Annotated in this window: 26 protein-coding genes; 16 read left to right on the forward strand and 10 right to left on the reverse strand. The window is 46.7% G+C overall.

Annotation, left to right across the window (positions count from 1 at the left end; translation table 11 throughout):
• Positions 1-356: 356 nt before the first annotated feature.
• A complete protein-coding gene (locus Mcas_RS13495; RefSeq protein ID WP_081853880.1) occupies positions 357-1,895 on the reverse strand; it encodes a B12-binding domain-containing radical SAM protein in 1,539 nt (512 codons plus the stop codon).
• Between the two features lie 67 nt (positions 1,896-1,962).
• Complete coding sequence (locus tag Mcas_RS13500) at positions 1,963-2,913, reverse strand: DUF6599 family protein (protein ID WP_040336084.1); 951 nt, start codon at positions 2,911-2,913, stop codon at positions 1,963-1,965.
• Between the two features lie 213 nt (positions 2,914-3,126).
• Between Mcas_RS13500 and Mcas_RS13505 the strand changes: the two genes are divergently transcribed.
• From Mcas_RS13505 to Mcas_RS13550, 11 genes are all read left to right on the forward strand, one after another.
• Positions 3,127-3,735, forward strand: coding sequence for an NYN domain-containing protein (locus tag Mcas_RS13505; protein ID WP_040336085.1), 609 nt, complete (start codon positions 3,127-3,129; stop codon positions 3,733-3,735).
• Between the two features lie 139 nt (positions 3,736-3,874).
• Positions 3,875-4,276, forward strand: a complete 402-nt coding sequence (locus Mcas_RS13510) for a type II secretion system protein (protein ID WP_040336086.1) — start codon at positions 3,875-3,877, stop codon at positions 4,274-4,276.
• 187 nt (positions 4,277-4,463) lie between these two features.
• Entirely contained in the window at positions 4,464-6,746 is a 2,283-nt protein-coding gene (gene bamA, locus Mcas_RS13515; RefSeq protein WP_156033383.1) for an outer membrane protein assembly factor BamA, read from the forward strand.
• A 57-nt stretch (positions 6,747-6,803) separates the two neighbouring features.
• A complete protein-coding gene (locus Mcas_RS13520) occupies positions 6,804-7,328 on the forward strand; it encodes an OmpH/Skp family outer membrane protein (protein ID WP_040336088.1) in 525 nt (174 codons plus the stop codon).
• Between the two features lie 91 nt (positions 7,329-7,419).
• Complete coding sequence (gene lpxD / locus Mcas_RS13525) at positions 7,420-8,469, forward strand: UDP-3-O-(3-hydroxymyristoyl)glucosamine N-acyltransferase (RefSeq protein WP_040336089.1); 1,050 nt, start codon at positions 7,420-7,422, stop codon at positions 8,467-8,469.
• Positions 8,470-8,472: 3 nt separating this feature from the next.
• A complete protein-coding gene (fabZ, locus tag Mcas_RS13530; RefSeq protein ID WP_040336090.1) occupies positions 8,473-8,901 on the forward strand; it encodes a 3-hydroxyacyl-ACP dehydratase FabZ in 429 nt (142 codons plus the stop codon).
• A gap of 6 nt (positions 8,902-8,907) precedes the next feature.
• Positions 8,908-9,693 carry an acyl-ACP--UDP-N-acetylglucosamine O-acyltransferase gene (gene lpxA / locus Mcas_RS13535; protein ID WP_040336091.1) on the forward strand — a complete coding sequence of 262 codons (786 nt, stop codon included), beginning with the start codon at positions 8,908-8,910 and terminating at the stop codon, positions 9,691-9,693.
• Positions 9,678-10,499: an LpxI family protein gene (locus Mcas_RS13540; protein ID WP_040336092.1), complete on the forward strand. Its 822-nt coding sequence runs from the start codon at positions 9,678-9,680 to the stop codon at positions 10,497-10,499. The genes lpxA and Mcas_RS13540 overlap by 16 nt, the downstream gene beginning before the upstream one ends.
• Before the next feature lie 84 nt (positions 10,500-10,583).
• Positions 10,584-10,877 carry a hypothetical protein gene (locus Mcas_RS13545; protein WP_040336093.1) on the forward strand — a complete coding sequence of 98 codons (294 nt, stop codon included), beginning with the start codon at positions 10,584-10,586 and terminating at the stop codon, positions 10,875-10,877.
• A gap of 149 nt (positions 10,878-11,026) precedes the next feature.
• Positions 11,027-11,182 carry a hypothetical protein gene (locus Mcas_RS18330; RefSeq protein ID WP_156033384.1) on the forward strand — a complete coding sequence of 52 codons (156 nt, stop codon included), beginning with the start codon at positions 11,027-11,029 and terminating at the stop codon, positions 11,180-11,182.
• The gene (locus tag Mcas_RS13550) at positions 11,172-11,594 is read left to right on the forward strand and encodes a PIN domain-containing protein (RefSeq protein ID WP_040336094.1); all 423 of its coding nucleotides are present in this window, start codon (positions 11,172-11,174) and stop codon (positions 11,592-11,594) included. Before Mcas_RS18330 ends, Mcas_RS13550 begins: the two co-directional genes overlap by 11 nt.
• Positions 11,595-11,771: 177 nt before the next feature.
• Here Mcas_RS13550 and Mcas_RS13555 read toward each other — a convergent pair whose 3' ends face one another.
• Positions 11,772-13,367: a transposase gene (locus tag Mcas_RS13555; protein WP_040336095.1), complete on the reverse strand. Its 1,596-nt coding sequence runs from the start codon at positions 13,365-13,367 to the stop codon at positions 11,772-11,774.
• Positions 13,368-13,582: 215 nt separating this feature from the next.
• On the opposite strand from Mcas_RS13555, the gene Mcas_RS13560 reads away from it, so the two are divergent.
• From Mcas_RS13560 to Mcas_RS13570, 3 genes are all read left to right on the forward strand, one after another.
• Positions 13,583-13,963 (forward strand): hypothetical protein, encoded by a 381-nt coding sequence (locus Mcas_RS13560; RefSeq protein WP_040336096.1) that lies wholly within the window; start codon positions 13,583-13,585, stop codon positions 13,961-13,963.
• 285 nt (positions 13,964-14,248) lie between these two features.
• Positions 14,249-14,920 carry a nucleotidyl transferase AbiEii/AbiGii toxin family protein gene (locus tag Mcas_RS13565; protein ID WP_040336097.1) on the forward strand — a complete coding sequence of 224 codons (672 nt, stop codon included), beginning with the start codon at positions 14,249-14,251 and terminating at the stop codon, positions 14,918-14,920.
• Entirely contained in the window at positions 14,917-15,210 is a 294-nt protein-coding gene (locus Mcas_RS13570) for a hypothetical protein (protein WP_040336098.1), read from the forward strand. The genes Mcas_RS13565 and Mcas_RS13570 overlap by 4 nt, the downstream gene beginning before the upstream one ends.
• 47 nt (positions 15,211-15,257) lie before the next feature.
• Here Mcas_RS13570 and Mcas_RS13575 read toward each other — a convergent pair whose 3' ends face one another.
• From Mcas_RS13575 to Mcas_RS13600, 6 genes are all read right to left on the reverse strand, one after another.
• Positions 15,258-16,070: a 6-carboxyhexanoate--CoA ligase gene (locus Mcas_RS13575; RefSeq protein ID WP_052567480.1), complete on the reverse strand. Its 813-nt coding sequence runs from the start codon at positions 16,068-16,070 to the stop codon at positions 15,258-15,260.
• Between the two features lie 64 nt (positions 16,071-16,134).
• Positions 16,135-16,806: a YkgJ family cysteine cluster protein gene (locus Mcas_RS17060; protein ID WP_081853882.1), complete on the reverse strand. Its 672-nt coding sequence runs from the start codon at positions 16,804-16,806 to the stop codon at positions 16,135-16,137.
• 136 nt (positions 16,807-16,942) lie between these two features.
• Entirely contained in the window at positions 16,943-17,353 is a 411-nt protein-coding gene (locus tag Mcas_RS13585) for a bacteriohemerythrin (protein WP_052567482.1), read from the reverse strand.
• Positions 17,354-17,406: 53 nt separating this feature from the next.
• Positions 17,407-17,814: a bacteriohemerythrin gene (locus tag Mcas_RS13590; protein WP_040336099.1), complete on the reverse strand. Its 408-nt coding sequence runs from the start codon at positions 17,812-17,814 to the stop codon at positions 17,407-17,409.
• A gap of 33 nt (positions 17,815-17,847) precedes the next feature.
• Positions 17,848-18,306, reverse strand: coding sequence for a flavin reductase family protein (locus Mcas_RS13595; protein ID WP_156033385.1), 459 nt, complete (start codon positions 18,304-18,306; stop codon positions 17,848-17,850).
• Between the two features lie 273 nt (positions 18,307-18,579).
• Positions 18,580-19,611 (reverse strand): AI-2E family transporter, encoded by a 1,032-nt coding sequence (locus Mcas_RS13600; RefSeq protein ID WP_040336100.1) that lies wholly within the window; start codon positions 19,609-19,611, stop codon positions 18,580-18,582.
• 250 nt (positions 19,612-19,861) lie between these two features.
• Here Mcas_RS13600 and Mcas_RS13605 point away from each other — a divergent pair, with 250 nt between their 5' ends.
• Positions 19,862-20,290, forward strand: a complete 429-nt coding sequence (locus Mcas_RS13605; RefSeq protein ID WP_040336101.1) for a response regulator — start codon at positions 19,862-19,864, stop codon at positions 20,288-20,290.
• A complete protein-coding gene (locus tag Mcas_RS17065; protein WP_052567484.1) occupies positions 20,280-21,599 on the forward strand; it encodes a diguanylate cyclase in 1,320 nt (439 codons plus the stop codon). The genes Mcas_RS13605 and Mcas_RS17065 overlap by 11 nt, the downstream gene beginning before the upstream one ends.
• A 137-nt stretch (positions 21,600-21,736) precedes the next feature.
• Here the strand turns inward: Mcas_RS17065 and Mcas_RS13615 are convergent, their stop codons facing one another.
• A complete protein-coding gene (locus Mcas_RS13615) occupies positions 21,737-23,008 on the reverse strand; it encodes a Vgb family protein (RefSeq protein WP_040336102.1) in 1,272 nt (423 codons plus the stop codon).
• Between the last annotated feature and the right edge of the window lie 4 nt (positions 23,009-23,012).

Below are 23,012 nucleotides of genomic sequence, written 5' to 3' on the forward strand. Positions count from 1 at the left end.
ATGGTAGATTGAAGACCGAATTTGGTGGAAATAATGTTTTGGTAAGGGGAAGCATGAAAGTAAAGATGCACTTGATGATCGGAATTGTTGTCTTATTTGCCGATCAAATGTTAAAACTGATAACCTAAACGATAAAAGATACCTAAAAAAAGGTTGTTTTAGCATTATGAGGGAGAAATGCGTCTAAAATCAGAACAAATTGGCAATTATGTCCGATAAAATAGAAGATTTGGAGATTTTTATGTGAGTGAATAAAATTTAGACCTCATTAAAGATGAGAGAGTAGATATTTGTAGGGATTTTTGATTTCTTTTTGCAAGAGGCTCTATTTAAATTGTCTTCTGCTGAAACGGTTCTCAACGCGTGTTAGTCTTTGTGCGATGCACCTTGAGTCTGCGTATGAGGTATCCAAATGTCTTTTTTAAGAGCATAGCCGGGTCGTTTTTGAGCAAAAACAGGAGGTGTTGCCTGCTTCTTCTGAGGCGCACGGTCAGGCTGTTGTTGTAGGCATACAGCCACATGGCGATCTCTTCAACCCGTTGATCAAACTGCTGCCAGTCTATGTCTTTGACGAAATAGGCATCAGGCCACAGCGGAAAATCGTTCCAGTCCGGGGTGCCGGAGATAAGGCCCAGCTCAATGCACTTGTCGTACTCACTGCTTCCGGGCATGGGGTCAAAGATGTTAAAGGCCAGTTCGTCGGCATTCAACTGGCGCATAAAGTCAAAAGTCTCCTGCAGGTCACCGAGGGTCTCCTCCGGAAAACCGGCCATAAAGAATGCCCCTGAGCCGATGCCCTTTTTACGCAACAGGGCAAATGCACGCAGGATATCACTGTTGCTGACATCCTTGTTGATCATCTTTTTGATCCGTTCGCTGCCGCTTTCCACACCTATTTCCAGTTTGACACATCCGGCCCTTTGCATCAGATCAAGGAGTTCTTCGTCGATGAGGTCTGCGCGCGTGGCGGTCTTCCAGCTTATCTTCAGACCACTATCTATAATGCTTCGACAGTACCTCTCTATGACCTTACGGTTTATTGTGAAGGAGTCATCCCAGAACATAATGTGGCGTGTTCCATAGGTGTTTTGCAGGAAGGTGATCTCACTGATAACGTTTTCAGGGCTACGCAGACGAACCTTCTTGTCCCAGAAGTTCCTGGATGAACAGAACGTACAGCGAAACGGACATCCGCGTGAGACGATCATGCTGCCCAGCGACTTAAAATCGATGTTCTGCCTGTAGAGGACGTTGTGGCGGTCCGGAAACGGGAGGGCATCGAGGTTTGCTGAAGTTGCAGGGGCGGGATTGTGAATTACCCGACCATTGTCCTTAAAAGACAGCCCACCTATCTCAGACAATGCCGCAGGTGTGGCCGTACCCCGACGGAGTAACCGACACAGCTCAAGCATCACATACTCCCCCTCACCCCTTACTGCGAAGTCAACCTCTGGGTTTTTCAGACAGTCATCGGGCAGGAAACTCGGATGCACACCACCCCAGACGACCGCACACTGCCTGCTGTAGCCCTTTACGAGCCGGCTTAACTTAAATGCCGAGGCAGCCTCAACAGAGAGCACGGATATCCCAACAACATCCGGCTGAAATCCCTCCAGCGTCCGTGTGACCTCTTGCCAGATGTAGTGGTCATCGTCGCCGAGGCTCTGACGATACCTGCGATAGCTCCGTGATCTGAAATCAAAACCAATATCGGCATCCGTAAGGGCGGTCTTTTCTCCCGGGTGCGGGGTTTCGGCGTGATATATACAGGCGTTAAAACCATCCCGATTCAACACGGCAGAGACATATCCCAGTCCAAGCGGAAAGTACGGAGCCTGTCCAACCCCCTTCAGCCTCGTATACGGAGGCTTTATCAACAGCACCTTCATATTCATAGGTTTATCATAACATAATGATGGCCCTCTCTTGAAGTGGGATGTGACACAGGGCAAAGGCAGTCCGTCAATTCTTCATCTTTGCGATAACCTTGGCTGCTAGTTCGTCGCTGACGGCTCCGTATACGCCAAACAGGGCATCGCCGGAGGGGATCAAAAACCAATCGCCCTCGTACTTGTCCACTATTTTGTAACAGATTACTCCGGCGACTTCTGACTTGCCATATGTGACGCCGGATTTTTCAAAGTATGCCATAAAGGCTGAAACAAGACTGTCAACAACGTCCTTCCCGCCGGTAACCAGCGCTACCTGGACCTCCGTGCCGTCTATTTCATACCGACGCTCTATGACATTGTGGATGAAGTCTATTCCACGATAGTTTTCCTTAAAATAGCGGGTTGAAACGACCTTTCCGATATCGGGTAGCCTGTCAAACAGCGAAAACGTCCCGGCCCTTACACCGAGGGCATCGTGTATGGCCCCGGCAAGGCTTACGACCTCTGACTGTTCCTTAAATGTCGTGACGTGGACGTAGTAGGAGCCGGCAAAGAAGCTCACCCCATTTTCGGTCTTATACCCCATCAGACCGACCTGTACCTCATTGTTGTCGGAGGGGGCGCTGTCCATCAGCACCCCGAAGGCGTGTTCGAGTTTACCCATCACGTAGACATCAATCACCACATCGGGCACCACATCGGGGGAGTGTCCCTCTGCAATCCCGGTTGCCACATACTCGGCAACGTACAGGGCAACAAAACCGTTGTTGATGAGGTACTCGGCATGACCATTCACGTACTCGAAGAGGTTGTCCTTGTTGAAGGTGCGCACCAAGCCCCTGAGCTGAAATCCCGCCGCCTCACGGGGAAAGTTTATGGCTCCTCCCTCGCCCAAAGACCTCGCAGACTTGAAGTCCATCAGGCCCGGATCATACCTCTGGCCAGTTACATATATGGTCAGCCCCACAACCGGCAAGAGGGCAACAAGCAAGAGCCGATACACAATGGCAGTCTTAGACATAGTCCGAGCACAACACCTGTACAATAGTCCGTTTTTTCATCGTATGCCTCCTTGTTTTCTTGTACGTGCTTTGACTATATTGTAACCATACAATTATATCTGTGTCTATAGTGCGCAATTGTCTCGTCTGAAATTTATAGAAACAACGCCCGGTGCCTCACGGTGAAAAAACTTCTCTTGACAAAGTCTTGATGATCCCGTTAGCATAAAAATATGAAGAAAGTTTTCATTTTTTGGGATAACTCCAATATTTTTATAAGTGGAAAAATGTTAGCATCTGAAATAGATGGCGAAGATGCATATTATCAATTCAGGCTACAGTTTAAGAATATTTTGGAACTTGCAAGAGCCGGGCGTGAAATAGAGTATGCAATAGCAGTCGGTTCCGTTCCTCCCGAATTGCGTCAAGTCTGGAATAAAATGGAACAATCCGGAGTAGAGATTGAACTATTTGAAAGAGGTTCAGGTTCAAATAAAGAGCAAGCTGTAGATCAGGCCATCCAAGTTCATATGCTCAGGAAAGCTATTGACTATAATGGAACCCCGGGAATAGTTGTAATGTTGACGGGGGATGGTCATGGTTTTCACGACGGGGTAGGCTTTCATGCCGATTTGGAAAGAATGCACAAGAAAGGTTGGGGAATTGAAATCATGGCATGGGAAAAAACTTGCAACTCGAATTTGAAAAAATGGGTTGAAAAAATAGGTACTTTTATTCGTCTTGAGGATTACTATGAAAGCATAACATTCCTTGACGATGACAAGGGAGTCATCCGTAAGTCAAAGCCATTATCTTTGGATAACAGGATTAAATCAACTTAGACTCAATTAAAGCTCATAGTTCATACGCACGCTTGACAAACGTGAACTATTTACAACCGGGGATGCCTACATATACCTCAAAGGTCTTTACCGTAAGATTTTTGCCCCTGACCGTGATGAGCGCGGGCAATATCAAGCCATGAAACTTCGCAATCAGGGAGGTCTGACGATCATTGAGCTGCTGATCGTAATATTTATCATATCGATGTTGTTTTCCGTGGCGTTGCCCGTGACACTCAGGACGTATCAGCGATATATGGCCTCCCTGGAGGCAGAAAAGGTGTTGGTGTTGATGCTCACTGTGCAGCGGGAGAGCTTTGCAACAGGGTTTGACAGTTACGTGCGGACGGTTGATGGCGTGATGCTCGTAAACAATGAGAAAACCCCCATACCCACGGCATTTGCAAGCCTGAACCGGCCAATTGTCTTTTATGGCAACGGCACCACATCCGGCGGGGAGGTGATCGTCTACGTCAACGACTTCACGTTTGTAGTCACTGTCACCGCACCATTTGCCGGCATGGCCATGACACAAGGTTAAGCATGTCCCTTACACTGTCTAATGTCACGGATTTTGTATTTAATCCAGTCGAAATCTACCACATTAAGTTGCGTATATTTTTTTATGCGTAGCAATTGAGGGGTGTTGACATAGATAAAAGAAATACTGTATAGTTTTTTGTACAGTTATAATGCGTAAAAAACTTATAAGGGTCGGGTGATTGTCATTGAAAGAGTTAAGAGATGCAATAGTGTTTGTGCTGCTGTTAGTGGCCTTTGCTACCTGTAATCTTTATGCACAAGAGTTGCCCAAGGCATCGGATATAGCTCAGGGCACAGAGCCACTGGTTAAGGCAGTTGAGATTGTCGGCATAAAGCGCATGGAGGAAGGGGCGGTTAAGGCCAGACTCTCTCAGAAATTAAATCAACCCCTGTCTCGGGACAGGATCGATGAGGATATACGGACCATTTACAAGCTGGGTTACTTCGATGACGTGAAGGTCGAAACAGAGTTCTATGAGGGTGGTATTAAGGTCGTATACATAGTGAAGGAAAAACCCACTATCGTTCGGATAAATTTTGACGGCAATAAAGAGTTCAAGGACGACAAGCTCAAGGAAAAGATAACCATTGTTAAAGGTTCCATTGCAGACACTGCCCTGATCCAGGACAACGCCGAAAAGCTAAAGACTTTCTATGATGGCGAGGGATATTATCTGAGCGAAATACTGCCAATCCTCAACTACATCAAAGATGACGAGGTCAGCCTGACCCTCAGGATCAAGGAAGGAAAAAAGATAAAGATCAAGACGTTACAGTTTACGGGCAATAAGAACATCTCCGACGGCAAGATAAAAAAGGCGATAAAGACGTCCACGTGGTGGATATTTTCGTTTTTTACCAGCTCCGGGTACGTAAAAAAGGATGCCCTGGAGGATGACATCAAGGCGATAAGCGACCTCTATCACGACAACGGCTACGTCAAGGTCAAGGTGAGTGAGCCGCGTGTGATCGTGGACGAGGCAAAGCCTGCAATTACAGTAGCCTTTGACATAGAGGAGGGCGACAGATACAACGTCTCAAAGGTAGAGATAGACGGCTACCATGCCTTTTCCGATGAGGATATAAAGAAGCTGATAACCATAAAATCAGGCGAGGCGTTCAGTAAAAAGACCCTCTCCAATAACATCACTGCGGTGTCAGGATACTACTCCGAGCGTGGCTACGCAACCGTAACAATAACGCCGGAGGTGGTGCCCGATGACGCCACCAAAACGGTCAGCGTATACCTCAAGGTAGAGGAAGGCAAGATATACAAGATAGGCAGGCTCGAAGCATTCGGCAACACGAAGACCAGAGACAAGGTGATCAGACGTGAGGTGACCCTCGATGAGGGAGACATATTTAACAGCAAGAAGCTCAAGAGAAGCTATCAGAACGTAAACAACCTTGATTTCTTTGAGTCCGTGGAGTTTGTTCCCCGCCCGCAACCCGACACGGATATAGTAGACATAGACGTAAAGGTCAAGGAGAAGTCCACAGCGTTTGTCAGCTTTGGCGGCGGATACAGCTCTGTTGACAGACTGATCGGAATGGTGCAACTGACGCAGGCCAACGTCTTTGGCTCCGGTCAGTACCTCAAGATAAGCGCCGAGCTTGGTGGCGTATCCTCATTGTATGAGATAACCTATAAGGAACCGTGGCTGTTTGACAAACCCATAAGTGCAGCCGCAAGCATATACAGGCTTGAGCGCGAATATATAAAGTACAGCAGACGGGCCTCCGGTACAGCCCTTGGCGTCGGTAAGAGGTTTGCCGAGTACTACGACCTTGGCGTCATGTACAGGTTTGAGGACGTCAACGTCTTTGATGTCGATGATGATGCCCCCAAGATAGTCAGAGAACAGACAGGTAAGGCTACAACAAGCAGCATAACGCCAACCCTGACCAGAGATACTCGCGATAACTACAACGACCCCTCGGAGGGTTCACGCAATTCCATCTACGTAACGTTTGCCGGCTTGGGCGGCTCAAATGCGTTTTTACGCACGGGGGTAGACTCCCTGTGGTTCTTCCCGTTCTTTGGTCCAACCACGTTGTCTTTTCGTGGTAGGTATGGGTATGGCTCCGGAGTTTATGGCAAAAAGCTGCCCATCTATGAGAGGTTTTACGTTGGCGGTATAAGCACAATCAGAGGGCTTGCCTTTGGCGAAGCCGGCCCCGTAGACGAAGAAGATACCTTTATCGGCGGCACCAGCCAGTTGATCTTTAACAGTGAATTCATCTTCCCCATCGTCTCCGAGATAAAGCTCAAGGGTGTGGTGTTCTTTGATACCGGTTCGTCCTTTGAAAGCGGGATAGAGTTTTCCGAATTCAGGTACACATCCGGGGGAGGTTTCAGATGGATATCACCATTTGGCCCCATTCGCATAGAGTATGGCCACAACTTACACAAAAAGCCAGGCGAATCCAGCGGGAGAATAGAGTTCTCCTTTGGCAGCTTCTTTTAAAATGAACATGCAGCTTTTTAATAGCATGAGTCTCAATAAAAACAATCAGGAGGATATATGAACAGGGTTTTAACCGCTTTGATAGCGGTAGTGATGTTGGTGTTTTTCAATGGCACAGTGATGGCACAGCAGGGGACAAAGATCGGCTCGGTGGACCTGCAAAAGATACTAAGTGACTCCGAACCAGGCAAAAAGGCAAAAACAAGCCTCGAAACCTTTATTAAATCACATCAGGCCAAAATAGACGAAAAGGAAAAGGCCATAGAAAAACTCAAAGATGAAATAGAAAAAAAAGGAACCGCCCTCTCCGAAGACGCCAAGAAAAAGAAACAGGATGAACTCCAGTCCATGATGCGAGACCTCAAACGCATGGCCTCCGACGCCCAGGAAGATATAAGAAAAAAAGAAGGCGAACTCACCAAAGATGTCTTTAAGGACATCAAGGACGTAATCGCCACCGTCGGCAAAGAGGAAGGATATGCAGCCATAATGGATAACAACGTCCTGCTTTATTCTAACGAAGGAGTCGATGTCACAGATAAGGTCATCAAAAAGTACAACGAATTGGGTAAGAAAAAGTAACCCAACGTAAATCAAGGAAGCAAACTGACGGGAGATTTTTTTATTCAAAGACATTGATGTATCAATTACACAGAAATAAACAACGAGCAAGATGAACTTAGCAGAGATAACCAGCTTCCTTGGCGGCAAACTTAGGGGCGGGGGGAGGGATGCCGGGGATGCTGATGATGCCCGGAGAGAGATCACCGGAGTTGCAGGCATAGCAGAGGCAACAGAAGGATACATAACTCTATACAAAGGCAATACACCGCTGAATGCTCTCCTGGCCTGTAGTGCCACTGCCGTGCTTGTAAAGGAGGAACTGCCGGAAGTTGATAAGGCACAGGTGATTGTTGACAGACCGTCGCTGGCATTTGCCAGGCTCCTGACGCTGTTTTACGTCAAACCTTTCACCCCCCGGGGGATAATGAACGGGGCATATGTGGCTGATAGCGTGCGTATATCGGCCAACAATGTGACGGTCTACCCCGGTGCCTATATTGCTGATGGCGCAACAATTGGGGATTGTACAACGCTCTACCCGGGTGTGTACATCGGCGACAATGCCGAAATTGGCTACCATTGCATACTATACCCAAACGTGACCATCGGTAAAGACTGCCGCATAGGGGATAGGGTAATCATACAACCCGGTGCGGTGGTAGGCTCCGATGGCTTTGGATACGAACTTGATGGAGGAAAACACATCAAGGTCCCACAGGTAGGAAGGGTCGTGGTGGAAGACGACGTCGAAATAGGCGCCAATACCACCATCGACAGGGCAACCAGTGGTGTCACACTAATCGGCGCCGGTACAAAAATAGACAATATGGTACAGATAGCCCACAACGTTACAATAGGAAAACACAGTCTGATCATAGCCCAGACCGGCATAGCCGGTAGCAGCCGACTTGGCGACTACGTGGTGCTTGCCGGACAGGTAGGGGTGGCAGACCATACAACCATTGAATCAGGGACACAGCTCGGCGCCCAGGCCGGTGCCATGGGAAAGATCAATAAAGGTGCCTATATGGGCTCCCCTGCCATGCCACATATGCAATTTAAACGCTCCTATGCGTTATTTAAACGACTGCCTGAAATACATGAAAGATTGCAACAACTCGAAAAACAAACTATTGTTGACAAAAAAAGGGAGGACTAAACAATGATAGACATATTAGGCATAAAAACCACTCTGCCTCACAGATATCCTTTCCTGATGGTAGACCGTGTCATAGAAATAGTAACTGGAGAGAGCGCACGAGGGATAAAAAACGTAACGATAAATGAACCCTTCTTCCAGGGCCATTTCCCTGACAATCCTGTTATGCCGGGGGTTCTCATAGTGGAGGCATTGGCGCAACTGTCCGGCATACTGGCGTTTCAGTCCGGCATTAAGGGTAACACCGTCTATTTCATGAGCATAGAAAAGGCCAAATTCAGACGACCCGTTGTCCCCGGTGATCAGTTGATACTTGACATAAAGGTCGCACACAAGCGGGGTAACGTATGGAGATTTACAGGCAAGGCCATGGTGGAAGAGGCCGTTGCATCCGAAGCCGAATTCACCGCTATGGTCGCACAGCGGGAGTAACATAAAATGCAACCAAAAATTCATCCAACGGCCATTATTGCCGATGATGTGGAAATCGACGAAGATACTGAAATAGGTCCATACTGCATAATTGGCAGCGGCTGCAAGATTGCCAAAGGCACCAGGTTGCTCTCCAACGTTATACTCGAAGGAATCTTGGAGATCGGCTACAACTGCACCGTACACCCCTTTACAAGTATCGGCTTTCCACCGCAGGATATGAAATACGACGGCAGACAAACCTCTGTCCGGATCGGTAATGACAACATCATCAGAGAGTATGCAACAATCCACAGGGCGTCAATCCACGGCGATGGCGTCACCGAAATAGGAAATGGCAACTTTATTATGGCCTACGTGCATGTGGCACACGACTGTAAGTTGGGAAACAACATAGTGATGGCCAATGCGGCCACCTTGGCCGGACACGTTGAAATCCAGGACAATGCAGTAATCGGTGGCGTGGTGGCCATACACCAGTTTACAAGAATAGGGGCATATGCTATGGTTGGTGGCTTCAGCGGTGTGGGACAAGACGTTCCGCCCTTTACGATAGCCTCCGGACCAAGGGCAAGGCTTTTTGGACTTAACCTCATAGGTCTCAAGAGAAACGGCTTCTCCGATGACACGATCCAGCGTCTGAAGGATGCCTACAAGATACTGTTCCGGGATAAACTGACACTGACAGAGGCACTCAAAAAACTGGAAGATGAAATGGAAATGACAACGGAAATAAAGATGTTGCTCGATTTTATATCAAAAAACAAGAGGGGCATATGTCGGCAAACATAACCAGGACACTGGGCCTGATAGCGGGTCAGGGCGAGTTGCCCGTGGCCATTGCCAGGGAGGCGCATCAGCAGGGCTTCCGAGTCTTTGCCATCGGCCTCGCACCTCTGTGCGATGAGGGTCTCAAGGACCACGTCGATGACTTCATGGCAATAAGCGTGGGCAAGTTGGGTTCGATCATCGGGGCATTTAAAAAGGCCAACATAACAGAGGCCGTCATGGGGGGCAAGGTGCCCAAGACCCTCGTATACAAAAGCAAGATCGTCCCCGACCTCAAAACCGTCGGGCTGATGATGAAGCTCAAGGACAAAAGCGATGACTCCATTCTCCTTGCCGTAACCGAAGAGTTCGTCAAAGAGGGGATCAACATGCGTAACGTGACCGATTTCACGACAAATCTCATAACCCCCCGCGGTGTATTGACCAAGAAAGGCCCCTCAAAGCAGGAGGAAAAAGACATAGAGTTTGGCTTTAGGATCGCCAAGGAGATCGGAAGACTTGACATCGGCCAGACCGTAATTGTCAAGGATGCTGCGGTTATCGCCGTAGAGGCAATCGAGGGCACCGACAGCGCCATACTCAGGGCAGGGACATTGGCCGGGGATGGTGCGGTGGTTATAAAGGTTAGCAAACCGGCTCAGGATAAGCGATTTGACTACCCCGCTGCGGGTATGCAAACCATCAGAACCATGATAGAGGCCAAGGCACGAGTCCTAGCCCTTGAGGCCGAACACTCCCTCATGCTCGACAAGGCAAGCATGGTCAAGGATGCCACCGCTGCTGGTATCACCATCGTCGGCATAAAGTAGGGCCGCCGTTGAAGCCGTTGAGCCGACCCGTATTGCCGTGCTTATGCCGTATGTCAAAAGGGCGGATGACAACGGATACACACCATGAAGACTTTGCCTGTTACGCCGACACTTCTGAACGTGGCCCGTCGTGTTGTCTGGTTCAAGGAACCGGAGGAGGCACTATCTGATCCGGTGCATTTTATAGCTCACGTCATGACCTACGGCACGGTTGAGGACTTGGTGGCCATCGAGGGTATCGTTGGACAAGAGGAGTTCCGACAAGTGCTGGACAATGCCCCCCCTGGTATCTTTGATCGACGCTCGTGGGCCTACTGGAATCTGAAGTGCGGACGGCAACCAGTACCGCCACTGCCCGTACGTAGAGGTATCTTATAGTGCGTGGCATTTTTATGGGGTCAAGGGATTTAAGAGAGTTACACATGCTCTATACACGGCATGGTCTCTTGCCGCAGGAGTATTTTCAGGGTAAATCTGCTATAATAACTTAAGATAGTCTTGAGCTTAAACACTGGAGGTAGAAGTCAATGAAAATAGTCACAGAGACGGAAAAAGAAAAGAAGGTTACAGCCATAAAAAATCCTGGTAAACGACAGGATATACTCAACCGTATATATAAACATTACAATGTAACGTTGCCTGATGATTATAAACTCAACAGAAATGAGATTCATGAGCGATAAAGTATTTGTAGATACCAATATTATCGTCTACTACATCAGTAACCATCAAGAAAAGAAGCAAAAGGCAATGGATATCTTTTTATCAAGTACAGAAATCTATATAAGTTCTCAAGTTGTTGGTGAATTGATCAATGTATGTTTTTCTAAAAATCTCCTTCATGTAGATGATATTGTTGATCTTACAGATGAAATTCTTGAAGCATTCAACTTCTTTCAAATAACCGAGGTGACTATAAAGCAGGCGTTACAAATAAAGAAACTCTATAAATATGCCTATTGGGACAGTTTAATAATTGCCTCTGCCTTTGAACTTGACTGCTGCACCTTATATACGGAAGACATGCAAGACAACCAAATCATCAACGGCAGCCTGAAGATCGTAAACCCTTTTAAGACTGCGCTACATCTATAGAGCCTACGCATAAACTCAAATTTTCACTTTCGTCATAAGAATAACACCTCCCCCTTTTTCGATATTGCACTATTAAAAAAACTTTTTCAACAGTTTTATATCAAAAATCAGATAAAAGTGCATAAAACGGACAAGTATATCCTATTTCATATTTTCTACTCATAAAAAAGTCTCATTTTAGTTTCGTAACAGCAAATGAAACGCTATCATCGTTTTATCCAAATAGGCTTGGAAAGATTCATTCCCTCGCTTGCTCAATCGATCATCGCCTAAATCACACTTAAGTCGCTTGATTATTCGTTCTATCGAGGTGCGTCTGCTCAGTATAGCCTTAAATCTTTTAGCCATAGGTGGGTCGTCAGGGTTTATTTGTGGTAACACATCAAACGAAATATTTATGGTTCTTCCTGTATTAGAATTAGGACAGCAATTTATCTTATGCTCACATGGCAAGCACACTGTAATGTTGTTATCATCAGTTGGGGCTTGGTAGATAAACTTTCCAGCATCATATCTGATGCCTTTATATTCCATCTCATACCCTGCAATACAGATAGGTACTCCATATGGTGTGATTTTTTCCATACCAGGAGGTAAGCCTTCAGTGACATCCTTTTTCCTTCTTGGATTAAAAGATGTCTTCAGTTCTATGTCAAAGTCTGCTTGAAACTTATCTTTTAGTGGCTTACTATCACATGCACTATCATATATAATTGTATCTATCCAAGGCTTAATCTCTGGATGGTCGTTGAACAGTTTCTCTACATGAGGGTACAATGTTTCTCCGTCATGGGTGGATGCATCTGAGATTGCTACAGCATCTAACGGTATTCCTTGCTGTGGAAGCCCTATAGCACTGGCTTTATGTCCCCAATGCATTGTGTGGCTCGATTTTACTATCGTACCAGCACCATCATCCGCAAGTTCCCATTGGTGCTCACAAGTATCCCGCTCCTCGCATCTACAGTTCTTTGTGAGTTTGGATTGTGACTTTTTATGCTCCTTGCCGTTATCATCAGTATAGTGTACTGTTTCAAATCCAGAACACGCATAATAGTGCGTTGTATCTCCTACTAATTCGTTTTCTTCCTTTATTGCTCCTGTTTTTATGTTGCGTTTTACCTCCTCTATCTTTATCTTGTCCCATATCATATATACTCTCATTATTTGATCAAACTGCTCAAGTTTTCTGATGCTTGGAATATGTCTGCTGTCGTATGGATCATACTCGTCTTTTGTACAAAAGCCACAAACACGTGCAAAACTTGGATTGCTAGTAAGTAGTAAATGCACTTTGTCAGGTTCACCAGGAAAACCCATAAGTATTGTCCCTATGAAACTCTTAAACATTGAAAAAAAGCACTTTGGTGTCTTTCCTCCAAGACGATGAGGAACAACACCTGGTGATATTTCTTCAGGTGATATTTTAGGCGGTTTAAGGTCAATTATTTTTCCATTGTATAATATACCCGATTTTTGCTCGTTGGCGTCTTGCATTGTGCTCCTGCCGAATAGTATGCGCATCTTTGCTTCATCCTTAGTTTCCATTTCGTCTTTTTTTGCCTCAGAATTACACCTGTCTGGCCTTGTTTTGTTAAACTCATATAATTTATCGTAATATTCGGCTCCTACCGCTTGATAATCAGACCAATTTAGATAATATAATATCCTAAACCACTCTGCATCAGGAGCGTTGAGTAGTATCTTGTCATCTTCATGCTGCATAAAAAATAATGGAATTTGTATACCGTTAGATTGCAAAAATGTTTGCATATTGCTTGTCCTTCCTTTTAAGTTTTTTTACCTTAGATAGTATAACATGTTGGCGAGCAATTTTGTAATGATGCCTTTACTTTTTAGATATTTTGCTTTTTTTATTTAGAAAATAGTTTTTTTATTAACAAAATTACTCTTTTTAGAAACCTGCTTACAAATCAATTATGATTTTATCGCATTGAAGCCTTTGATAGATAACGACTTTGTAGTTTATGCGTAGGCTCTATAGGCTACCAATTCAAATAGAAATATGTATAGCTAACAAAGAATGGGAATCTGCACTCTACCAATTAAGGAATATCCCCAATAGTGATGAGCATTTAGTTGGTCTGAAGAAGAAAGTATATCACGAGTGGGCAAAAAATGCTGATGATAGTAAGCGGAGTGAAATTGCGATAAATGGGTTGTCAGTTCCATACGATCCATTACTTGAAAATAATATATTTATAATAATATTATCTATAAGATTGGCACGCATAGCGCAGAACAAAGAAAAGTATGATTATTTTATGCAAAAGATTAAAAATATTAGTCCTGATATTGAAGAGAAACTAATATGGTCGGAAGACAATTTAGACATGTGGGAAACTTAGGGGACAATGTGTAATATAGTAGCAGTGACGAACAGGGCAAAAATGGTGTTATGTTGCTTTTCCGCCTGAAAATACCATATCGCTTATTAGCACTCTGCCTGTGATAAATTATACAGAGTACAGCAACACAAACAATCGTGGTTGCCAATGTTTAAGCCACTTTCATCCACTACATATATGGCTTTGTTACCGTGCTTGAGCAATGTGATCACATTTAATGGAGTGCTACCGTGTGTCTCAGGTGCTATACCAATTTCCCCTATTGATGTGGCATAATAACAGGATATGCCTTTCAAGCCAAATCTGACCATACTACCGTCGACACAGTTGCGTCTGTGGCCGGAACTTGACGCCACACCGGAACACTTCACGCTCTACGGCGGAACGGCGCTTGCCTTGCGTCTTGGACACCGCACCTCTGTTGATTTTGATTTTTTTTCCAACCAATCCTTTGATCCCAACCAACTTGCACAAACCATCCCTTACCTTAAGGGTGCAGAGCGATTGCAAGTTGCACCCGATACCCTGAAATGCCGTATCGAGCGTGACGGCCCTGTCTTGGTTTCCTTCTTTGGCGGGCTTGGCCTTGGTCAGGCGGCTGCACGCGAGCAGGCTGAAGGACACACGATTTATGTAGCCTCATTGCTGGACATTGCAGGGACAAAGGTAGCCGTGGTGCAGCAACGGGCAGAAGTCAAGGATTATATCGATATTGACGCACTGTTACGACACGGCATTGACTTGCCCAGTGCGCTTGCTGCGGGCCGTATTGTCTATGGGCGTAGCTTCAATCCTATGATTGCATTAAAGGCCCTCAGTTTTTTTGACGATGTGCCAGCCTTACCTGCCGATGTGCGCTGGCGTCTAAGCGCCGCCGTTGAAGCCGTTGAGCCGACCCGTATTGCCGTGCTTACGCCGTATGCCAAAAGGGCGGATGACAACGGATACATACCATGAAGACTTTGCCTGTTACGCCGGCACTTCTGAACGTGGCACGTCGTGTTGTCTGGTTCAAGGAACCGGAGGAGACACTATCTGATCCGGTGCATTTTATAGCTCACGTCATGACCTACGGTACGGTTGAGGACTTGGTGGCCATTGAGGGTATCGTTGGACAAGAGGAGTTCCGACAAGTGCTGGACAATGCCCCCCCTGGTATCTTTGACCGACGCTCGTGGGCTTACTGGAATCTGAAGTGCAGACGGCAACCAGCACCGCCACTGCCAGTACGTAAAGGCCTCTTATAGCAGATATGGATGAACCTAAAGACAAAAGACTCAGTACTTTGATGGGGTCAAGGGGTCGCGCCGACAATCTCACCCAATCTCCTTATGCCTCCATATGCGAAGATAGAGTCCACCATCACGGGCATTCTCTCCATGTAATGAACAAACTCCCTTAACAGCCCTTCATCCATAGCCAACTCCGGTTTGACGAAAAACACCCTGCCCCCGACGTTGTCTCCCATGTGCTTGATGTGGGCAATGCGTACATACCCAAACCTCTCCGAGGCAACATAACCAGTCGTGTAGTCGGGATTGTCCGGGATACACAGCTCTGCCACAACCGCCCTGTCAGAGACAACCTTTGAGGCCAGCACAACCGCCTCTATAACCCTTGGCCACAGCCCTGAGATATTGCCGTCAGCCTGCAGGTATGCTATAAGTTGCTCCCTGGCCTGTTGAGTGATACCCAGGCGTGATACCCGTATCCCCCTGTGAGGGTCAGGCTCCAGGCGTTTCCCGCTTCGTGCATCAAGGATACGTGCACCAGGTACAGGTTTGTTGCAGCGTATCAGGTGCAGGGCCTGTGTGATTATCCCATCGGCAAGCCCCGTGGCCTGGAGCAATCTCCGCAGTGTGTACTGTGCTTGGTCTGCGTCCTCCACCACGCAGGTAACAACCGGTAGCGACGATATCATATGTGGAGGGACTTCGAGGCGGTCTACGTTGATCGTGATGCCATCCGGCTTGCCACGTGAGTGTGTCAGTGCGCGCATGACCAAGTCGGCGGCCTGCTGGTGGAGGGCGTCTTCGTTACAGATATCCTCGGCACCTGATATGTGGAGCTGGTTGGCCTGTGCCCTCATCCTTATACTGTAAAGCATACGAGTGGCAGAACCAACCAATCTTTCATCTCCTTATAAACACGCAATACCGGTTATCTGTCTCCTACAGAACCATAAGGCAATTGTTTCCGTCCTGGTCTTTTTCGACCTTGTAGCCAAACATGATGATTGTATCCACCAGCGGACGCCCAAGCATCAGGGGCATGTAACTGGCATCAATGCCCAACTTCTCCCTCATGAGGGCTCTCAGGGCATCATCATAACTCAGGGCCTCAAAGACCTCTGCTACAACGTCCTTGCCATCGCGGATCATACCAACCAACTCTGCCAGCCTGGCATAGGAGCAACGGTCCTCGTGGGTTCTGATTATGTCGAGCAGGGAGTTGTTACCTGCCATGAGATGCTCACGCGTGAGCTTTTCCTCGTTGAAGGTGTTGGCAAAGCCCTCGGTGTTCCAGCACTCGTATGCCTTGCATTGCGCAGGACGATGCTCGTAGATAGTGCAGACACTCCCATCCTCTACGAAAAAAGAACAGGTGCGAGACCCCTCCTTTTCGTTTATCTTTATAAGCTCGTAATCGATCGTGATGAACTCGTCATCAAGGTTATTATAGACCAGTTCCCCCTCCCTGATGGTAAAAAGGTCACTGTACTTGACCGTTGAATTGATGATCAGTTCAGCGTCGGCCACGTGCAGCGTCGCACTGCCCATCCTGCAACACTGCCCACGTCTGAGGCATTGATCTTGCTGACTAAATGGAGTTACTATTTCCATTGCACCCGCTCCTTAAAATATTTATTAATTTGGTCAGGTTGATCTTAACATAAGCCGTCATAGTAAATAAAACGCTCACGGTAAAAAATGGGGGCGTCACCCCCCGTGCTGACATAATTACAGACGTTGTCAATCCTTATCGTCTCTTGAGAAATACCCCTATGGCTTTATCTGTCTTGCATATGTGATCTACAAACCACTGAACAAGGGCTCTCTCTATAGTGTTGATCATGGCCGGTGAACTATGGTCCTTCTTAAACACCTCTACCAGTTCGTTAAAGCCCTCCCAAAACAGCGTGTGTTGTGCCTCATGCTCCAGGAACTTGTCGTCGGGGTATTTTATGCGTGTCATCAAGGTCTCTTCCATCGCAAAGTGAGTCTCAACATACTGCCTGAGAAAATCTACCACCTTCTGTACCCCATCTTTGGCATCTTTGCTCTCAATGGCCTTGAGCAGGTTGTTGATCGTTGCAATCAACTCCTTGTGTTGATCGTCTATTGAGGTAACCCCTACAGACAGGTCATCTGTCCACTTAATATCCACCATAAGTCGTTGTATCCTCTCATGCTACATTAAAATCTGTGAAAAGCAAATCAACTTCATTGTTTTCTGACAAATACCCCTATGGCCTTATCAGTCTTGTTCACGTGATTTGTAAACCATCCAACAAGGACATTCTTCATCTTGGTCGCCATAAACGGTGAAGCAGGATTCTTCTTAAATTCGCCTATCAGTTCGTTATATGTCTCCCAGAAATCCGTATGTTGTTTCTCATGTTCCAGATACTTGTCTTTGGGGTATTTTATGCGCTTCATCAAGGTCTCTTCCATAGTAAAGTGAGTCTCAACGTACTGTTTAAGAAAGTTTACCACCTTTTGAATCTCATCCTTGCCATCACCCCTGTTAATGGCCTTGAGCAGGTTGTTGATAATTGCAATCAACTCCTTGTGCTGATTGTCTATTGAGTCAACCCCTACCGACAGGTCATTCGTCCATTTAATGTCCATAAGCTATTGTATCCTTTGCTGTCAGTTGATTTGTTAAAAATAATCATTCCACCTAAATGGCAGAGGCTGCTTGTCGGACTTTAGCATCTTTGCGGCAACGGCTTCGCCCACAAACAGTTCGTGGTCACCCGCCTTAAATATGCTGACCGTCTTACATTCAATATAGGCCATGGCGCTGTTAAGCACCGGTGAACCATTGGGGGCGTCAAAGTAGCCTACATTGGCAAACTTATCGGCATCCCGGCCACTCTTAAATCCGTAGTGCTTGGCAAGCTCTATCTGTTCCTCGGAGAGGACGTTTACCGCAAAGTAGCCCGATTCACGGATCAACTCATTGGTATACCTCTCCGGCGCAATGGAAACCATCAGCATCTTGGGCTCAAACGATACCTGAGATACCCAGCTCGCCGTCATGCCATTTATTGCGTCCTTACCCTTGACCGTTATAACGTAACAGCCTAACAATATCCCTTTTGCAATTACATCCTGCATTTAAATTCCTCCTATTGTGTCAGATTTATTCTTTTACCTATAACGGTAATTCATACAGACATATTATACCATTTCAGCTATAGTTTAGCACTATATACTGAAATGACACAGATTTTTTCAGGCATGATAATTGAGCGTGAAATAATGGGGTCAAGGGGACTTCTTCGTGGTCGGGGCGCCTCGCCCCTCCCCTTGCAGGGGGTTCTGAAGGGGCCAGGTGCGACCTGGAGCGAAAAAGAAGCGGAGCCGCCCCTTTCTTTTCTTGATGCAGGGTTACTTGATCTTGCCATCTTCAGATAGCATTATAACTATAGGGCGAGTGGAAGGGAACTTGGACATTATAATGCTTGCTATCACCATTATGGGTACACACAGGAACATCCCCGTAATGCCCCAGATATGCCCCCAGACGGCCAGGGAGATGATAATGACAAGCGGACTGAGGTTGAGGGATTTTCCCATCATCTTTGGCTCCAGGACGTTACCAACAAACAGATGAATCCCCACCAGGAGACCTGTAACAATCAAAAATGGATATACGGTGTCAAACTGCACCAAGGCCAACAGTGCAGGGAAGAGCACTGTTATCACGGCCCCAACGGTCGGTATGTATGTAAAGAGAAAGGTGATGAGTGCCCAAAATACGGCAAAGTCAACACCCACAATGATTAAGACGACATACGTAAGCACGCCGGTAAGCAGACTGATCACGCTCTTTATCTTTATGTACGTCCTGATGTCCTGATTGATGTTATGTATGACGGCCCTGATGTTTTCATATTGCGACTTCTCCTGCACCAGCACCTTGAGCTTACTGTCAAAGGTGTGTGCCTCCAGCAAGAGCAGCAACACATAGACAATGATCATGCCCATGTTACCGGCCACGTTTGTCAGCATATGCGCAACGGACGATAGCAGTTCGCTTACACTCAGGGAGGCGAACATGCTTTCTATGCTGGGAGTTCCTGTGAGGTGGAGTTTATTGTAGGCATACTGTATCATGTTTTGCAATTTGGCCTGATAATGCGGCGCGGCAGCCACCACGGCATCGGTGTTGCTGTTGACAAGGGCAACGAAAAACCATATAATCATTGCCATTGTAACAAACGACAGGGTAAACGCACTCCACCGTGGCATGACGTATTTACCGAGTTTGAGCTTTGCATACTCCCCGGCAAGCGTGTTGATAAGATACCAGACCACTATGCCAATAACAAGGGGGACAAAAAACACCTTCCCTATGAAGAGAATATAAAACCCTAACACTATCACCCCAAAAATGAGTGAAACGTTTAGCATCCGCATAAATAATTGTACACCATTTATGTAATAAACGCAAACGGTGGGTGTATAGAATGTGAAGAAAAAGAATAGGGAGGGCTGGACCTATCCCCTTGACCACGTACACGTAATTAATGCTCTTAATCTTACCACTGTAAAAATAACGCTATTGACGGTTTTTTTTATTTGAACAACTTCAGGATTTTTTGGTTTGCCTTGATGGCTGAAAAAATGTTATCATAAATGTCATAATGATAGCCGAGTGTTTATTTTTATGAGAGACGGACCATACACCATACTCTTGGTAGAGGACGACGAGGATGATTATCTGCTGTTTTCTGAGGCCATAGCGGAGACCAACATCACGCACCATGTCATCTGGGTACGGGATGGCGAGGCAGTGATGAAATATATATCGGAGGAGCACAGGCCTGACCTGATCATCCTGGACCTGAATATGCCTGCCGTGGATGGCCGTGATGTCCTGCGACAGATCAAGTCCAACCCGCTCTTGTTAAGCATACCGGTTGTCGTTATGACAACATCGGGGGCAGATGAGGACATCGATTTTTGTTACAGTATCGGGGCAAACTCCTATATAAAGAAGCCGGATAGTTTTTCCAGGTTGCTCGACACTGTAAAACTCATAGGTTCTTACTGGCTTAATGCAGTAGAGCTACCCAGGGGCAATTATGTCGGATAGGGGTTTTAAGATACTGATAGTGGACGACGACGAGGAAGACAGGCTACTTATCAAGGATTATATATTAGAGGGTTTGGCCGGTAAGACCTCTGTCATAGACTGTGTAGGTGAGTTTGAAGAGGCGATTGCAGTCCTTCAGCAGCAGAGGTATGATGTCCTGTTAATAGACTACCGACTGGGGGCACACAGCGGACTGGAGCTGATAGATCACGTAAAATCTGCCGGTAGCCATAGCAGCATGATCCTGCTTACCGGTCTGGGTGATGAGGAACTGGCCGTAACCGCCATGAAAAAAGGGGTGCGCGACTATCTCAACAAAAACCGCTTATCGGCAGAACTCATCCGAAGTACAATTGTCAATGCTGTAACACTGAGTGAGGCCTATTACCTGCGCTCTCTGGCTGAGGATGCCCTCAAACGCTCCGAGGCCAATTACCGCGAACTTGTAACGCTGTTGCCGGCAATCGTTGTTGAATTCTCCACAGGTGGGGTACCGATACTGGCCAATGACTACATAAAGGCTATTACCGGCTATGACAAGGAGGACTTTATACTGTCAAATAACTGGCAGAATATATTGCCTGTCTCTGCCGATGGCACTTTTGAGGACTTTAAGGACAGACTCTTAAAAGGCGATATTAAAAACGACCAACTCCACATAAAGACCAAAGATGGCAGCACCAAGACCCTCAGCCTCAACGCCAGGGGACGTCACAACGTATTTCCCGGCCAACAACCCAGAAAAGAAGGTCTATCGAGTATCATTTGCATCTACACCGATATCACGGAAAGTGTTGAACTCAGAGAGAAGCTCCATACGCAGTCAATCATGGATGAGCTGACCCGTTTGTACAACAGACGCGGGTTTTATACACTTGCTGCACAACAGATCAGGCTGGCCAACCGTTATCAGCGCTCCATGCTTCTCTTCTTTTTAGACCTTGATGGCATGAAGACGATAAACGACAACTACGGACACAAGGCTGGCGACAGGGCACTTGTAGAGGTGGCACACATAATGCGGGAAACCTTCAGGGAGTCTGACGTCATCGGACGAACCGGGGGCGATGAGTTCATTGTGCTTGTCTCTGACATGGAAATAGTTGATGAGAGCGTCATACGGGCACGACTGCAGGACAATATTGATACCTTTAACAATGAAAGTAATGCCCCCTTTAGCCTGTCTGTCAGCGTTGGGGTCATCAAATATTCCCACGAAAACCCGATGGACCTTGACGAACTCATTGCCAAGGCAGATAATCTGATGTATGCCGAAAAATCAAAAAAACGGGTAAAAAGAGGGGCATAAAACAGTATACTAAAGTGTGAAATAATGGGGTCAAGGGGGCTTCTTCGTGCCCGGGGTGGCTCACCCCTTCCCTTGCAGGGGGGTCTGAAGGGGGGCGATGCCCTCCCTTTTTTTTAGAGAGGGCGTGCCTGTTACGCTTATTTGTCTGGTAGGTCCAGTTCTTCTTGTTGCTTGTGTTTTTTGGGTTTAGGTTTTTCGACCTTTTTCTTTGGTAGTGGTGCCGGATGTGCCGGTGGTTCGTGTGGTATCACGACTACCGGTGGTGGTTCTACAACTGCCGGATTCTGGTGAAATTCCAATGGGGGCAGTTCCTCTATCGGCTGCACGACCTCTGGTTTTACGGGCGGTTGCGGTTCCTTTATTGCATAGACGGTATCGTCATCAACCTCATAGGGGTCATAGGCAATAAAGACACGATTAAGGACGTAATCGGCAATCCACAGTTTGTCCTTCATCCATTGCAGTGCAGAGGGCCTGGTAACTGCATTGGGGAGGTCTATGGCGTGTGTCACCTTTCCGCTCTTTACGTCAAGCTTGACTAGCCTGGGGCGTTGACAGTCCTCTGTGACGAGTCTGCACGTGTCATAACCTATCACCCATATGCCCTCACAGTCCCATGCCAGCCCCGACGGACTTTTAACGGGAGACTTAAATGCTGACAGAACTCTGCCATCTTCAGTGGATATCTGGTATATCTTGCCCTCCCTGGCATCGGCTAACCATAGATGTTGCCCGTCAAAGGTGAGACCATGCGGGGCTTGTATCTCTATAAGTTGTCCGCCAAAGGTCAGGCTGTTGGGGGCCTCTTTTCCGTCCATCTTTAAAGTCTTTACAACCTGGTTGTCATTGAAATTCAACTTCACTAGTTCCTTGTTTTGCGAATCAGCAATCCACAAGAAACCATTCTCACAACACTCACCCTCCCATGCCATGCCGCAGATAGTGAACAGCCTTGGCAAGGGGACTGCAAACCTCGAAAGCATCGCCTTGCCATCGGAGGTAAACAAATTGTGTATTGATGAATAGGGGCCAGTCTTGATGGTGTTTAGAGCAATGACCATGTCTCTATCACCGATTAATAAATCCCGGCCATTGTATGCCATGGCATTTGGCCCCCAACCCTTAGAATCAAAAGGCTGAAACATGGGCGTCTTAAACTGTTGGGCACAACCGCTTAACGTAAACAGCACAACAACATAGAGGATAAAAAACCCTCTGCCGACAACCCCCCTAAGTATCTTTGGCTTACTGATTATTACATGAGATAGCATCATTTGGTCCCTCACTGTTTTGATTTTCTTAACAACGCTCCATATGTCATCTTCCGGATTAACCTCCTTTATGCTAACCTGTTGTTTTTTTACTCTTGTTGCTGTTCTGCCATTGCTTTTGTCTTTATCTGGCGGCATACAC

Origin of the sequence: Candidatus Magnetobacterium casense, from assembly GCF_000714715.1 — a bacterium.
Lineage (GTDB): Bacteria > Nitrospirota > Thermodesulfovibrionia > Thermodesulfovibrionales > Magnetobacteriaceae > Magnetobacterium > Magnetobacterium casense.

What these genes read in the sequence shown, in the direction of transcription:
- Mcas_RS13495 (WP_081853880.1), bottom strand. Translation starts at nt 1,895, where the DNA reads ATGAATATGAAGGTGCTGTTGATAAAGCCTCCGTATACGAGGCTGAAG.
- Mcas_RS13500 (WP_040336084.1), bottom strand. Translation starts at nt 2,913, where the DNA reads ATGTCTAAGACTGCCATTGTGTATCGGCTCTTGCTTGTTGCCCTCTTG.
- Mcas_RS13505 (WP_040336085.1), top strand. Translation starts at nt 3,127, where the DNA reads ATGAAGAAAGTTTTCATTTTTTGGGATAACTCCAATATTTTTATAAGT.
- Mcas_RS13510 (WP_040336086.1), top strand. Translation starts at nt 3,875, where the DNA reads ATGAAACTTCGCAATCAGGGAGGTCTGACGATCATTGAGCTGCTGATC.
- Mcas_RS13520 (WP_040336088.1), top strand. Translation starts at nt 6,804, where the DNA reads ATGAACAGGGTTTTAACCGCTTTGATAGCGGTAGTGATGTTGGTGTTT.
- lpxD (WP_040336089.1), top strand. Translation starts at nt 7,420, where the DNA reads ATGAACTTAGCAGAGATAACCAGCTTCCTTGGCGGCAAACTTAGGGGC.
- fabZ (WP_040336090.1), top strand. Translation starts at nt 8,473, where the DNA reads ATGATAGACATATTAGGCATAAAAACCACTCTGCCTCACAGATATCCT.
- lpxA (WP_040336091.1), top strand. Translation starts at nt 8,908, where the DNA reads ATGCAACCAAAAATTCATCCAACGGCCATTATTGCCGATGATGTGGAA.
- Mcas_RS13540 (WP_040336092.1), top strand. Translation starts at nt 9,678, where the DNA reads ATGTCGGCAAACATAACCAGGACACTGGGCCTGATAGCGGGTCAGGGC.
- Mcas_RS13545 (WP_040336093.1), top strand. Translation starts at nt 10,584, where the DNA reads ATGAAGACTTTGCCTGTTACGCCGACACTTCTGAACGTGGCCCGTCGT.
- Mcas_RS18330 (WP_156033384.1), top strand. Translation starts at nt 11,027, where the DNA reads ATGAAAATAGTCACAGAGACGGAAAAAGAAAAGAAGGTTACAGCCATA.
- Mcas_RS13550 (WP_040336094.1), top strand. Translation starts at nt 11,172, where the DNA reads ATGAGCGATAAAGTATTTGTAGATACCAATATTATCGTCTACTACATC.
- Mcas_RS13555 (WP_040336095.1), bottom strand. Translation starts at nt 13,367, where the DNA reads ATGCAAACATTTTTGCAATCTAACGGTATACAAATTCCATTATTTTTT.
- Mcas_RS13560 (WP_040336096.1), top strand. Translation starts at nt 13,583, where the DNA reads ATGCGTAGGCTCTATAGGCTACCAATTCAAATAGAAATATGTATAGCT.
- Mcas_RS13565 (WP_040336097.1), top strand. Translation starts at nt 14,249, where the DNA reads ATGCCTTTCAAGCCAAATCTGACCATACTACCGTCGACACAGTTGCGT.
- Mcas_RS13570 (WP_040336098.1), top strand. Translation starts at nt 14,917, where the DNA reads ATGAAGACTTTGCCTGTTACGCCGGCACTTCTGAACGTGGCACGTCGT.
- Mcas_RS13575 (WP_052567480.1), bottom strand. Translation starts at nt 16,070, where the DNA reads ATGCTTTACAGTATAAGGATGAGGGCACAGGCCAACCAGCTCCACATA.
- Mcas_RS17060 (WP_081853882.1), bottom strand. Translation starts at nt 16,806, where the DNA reads ATGGAAATAGTAACTCCATTTAGTCAGCAAGATCAATGCCTCAGACGT.
- Mcas_RS13585 (WP_052567482.1), bottom strand. Translation starts at nt 17,353, where the DNA reads ATGGTGGATATTAAGTGGACAGATGACCTGTCTGTAGGGGTTACCTCA.
- Mcas_RS13590 (WP_040336099.1), bottom strand. Translation starts at nt 17,814, where the DNA reads ATGGACATTAAATGGACGAATGACCTGTCGGTAGGGGTTGACTCAATA.
- Mcas_RS13595 (WP_156033385.1), bottom strand. Translation starts at nt 18,306, where the DNA reads ATGCAGGATGTAATTGCAAAAGGGATATTGTTAGGCTGTTACGTTATA.
- Mcas_RS13600 (WP_040336100.1), bottom strand. Translation starts at nt 19,611, where the DNA reads ATGCGGATGCTAAACGTTTCACTCATTTTTGGGGTGATAGTGTTAGGG.
- Mcas_RS13605 (WP_040336101.1), top strand. Translation starts at nt 19,862, where the DNA reads ATGAGAGACGGACCATACACCATACTCTTGGTAGAGGACGACGAGGAT.
- Mcas_RS17065 (WP_052567484.1), top strand. Translation starts at nt 20,280, where the DNA reads ATGTCGGATAGGGGTTTTAAGATACTGATAGTGGACGACGACGAGGAA.
- Mcas_RS13615 (WP_040336102.1), bottom strand. Translation starts at nt 23,008, where the DNA reads ATGCCGCCAGATAAAGACAAAAGCAATGGCAGAACAGCAACAAGAGTA.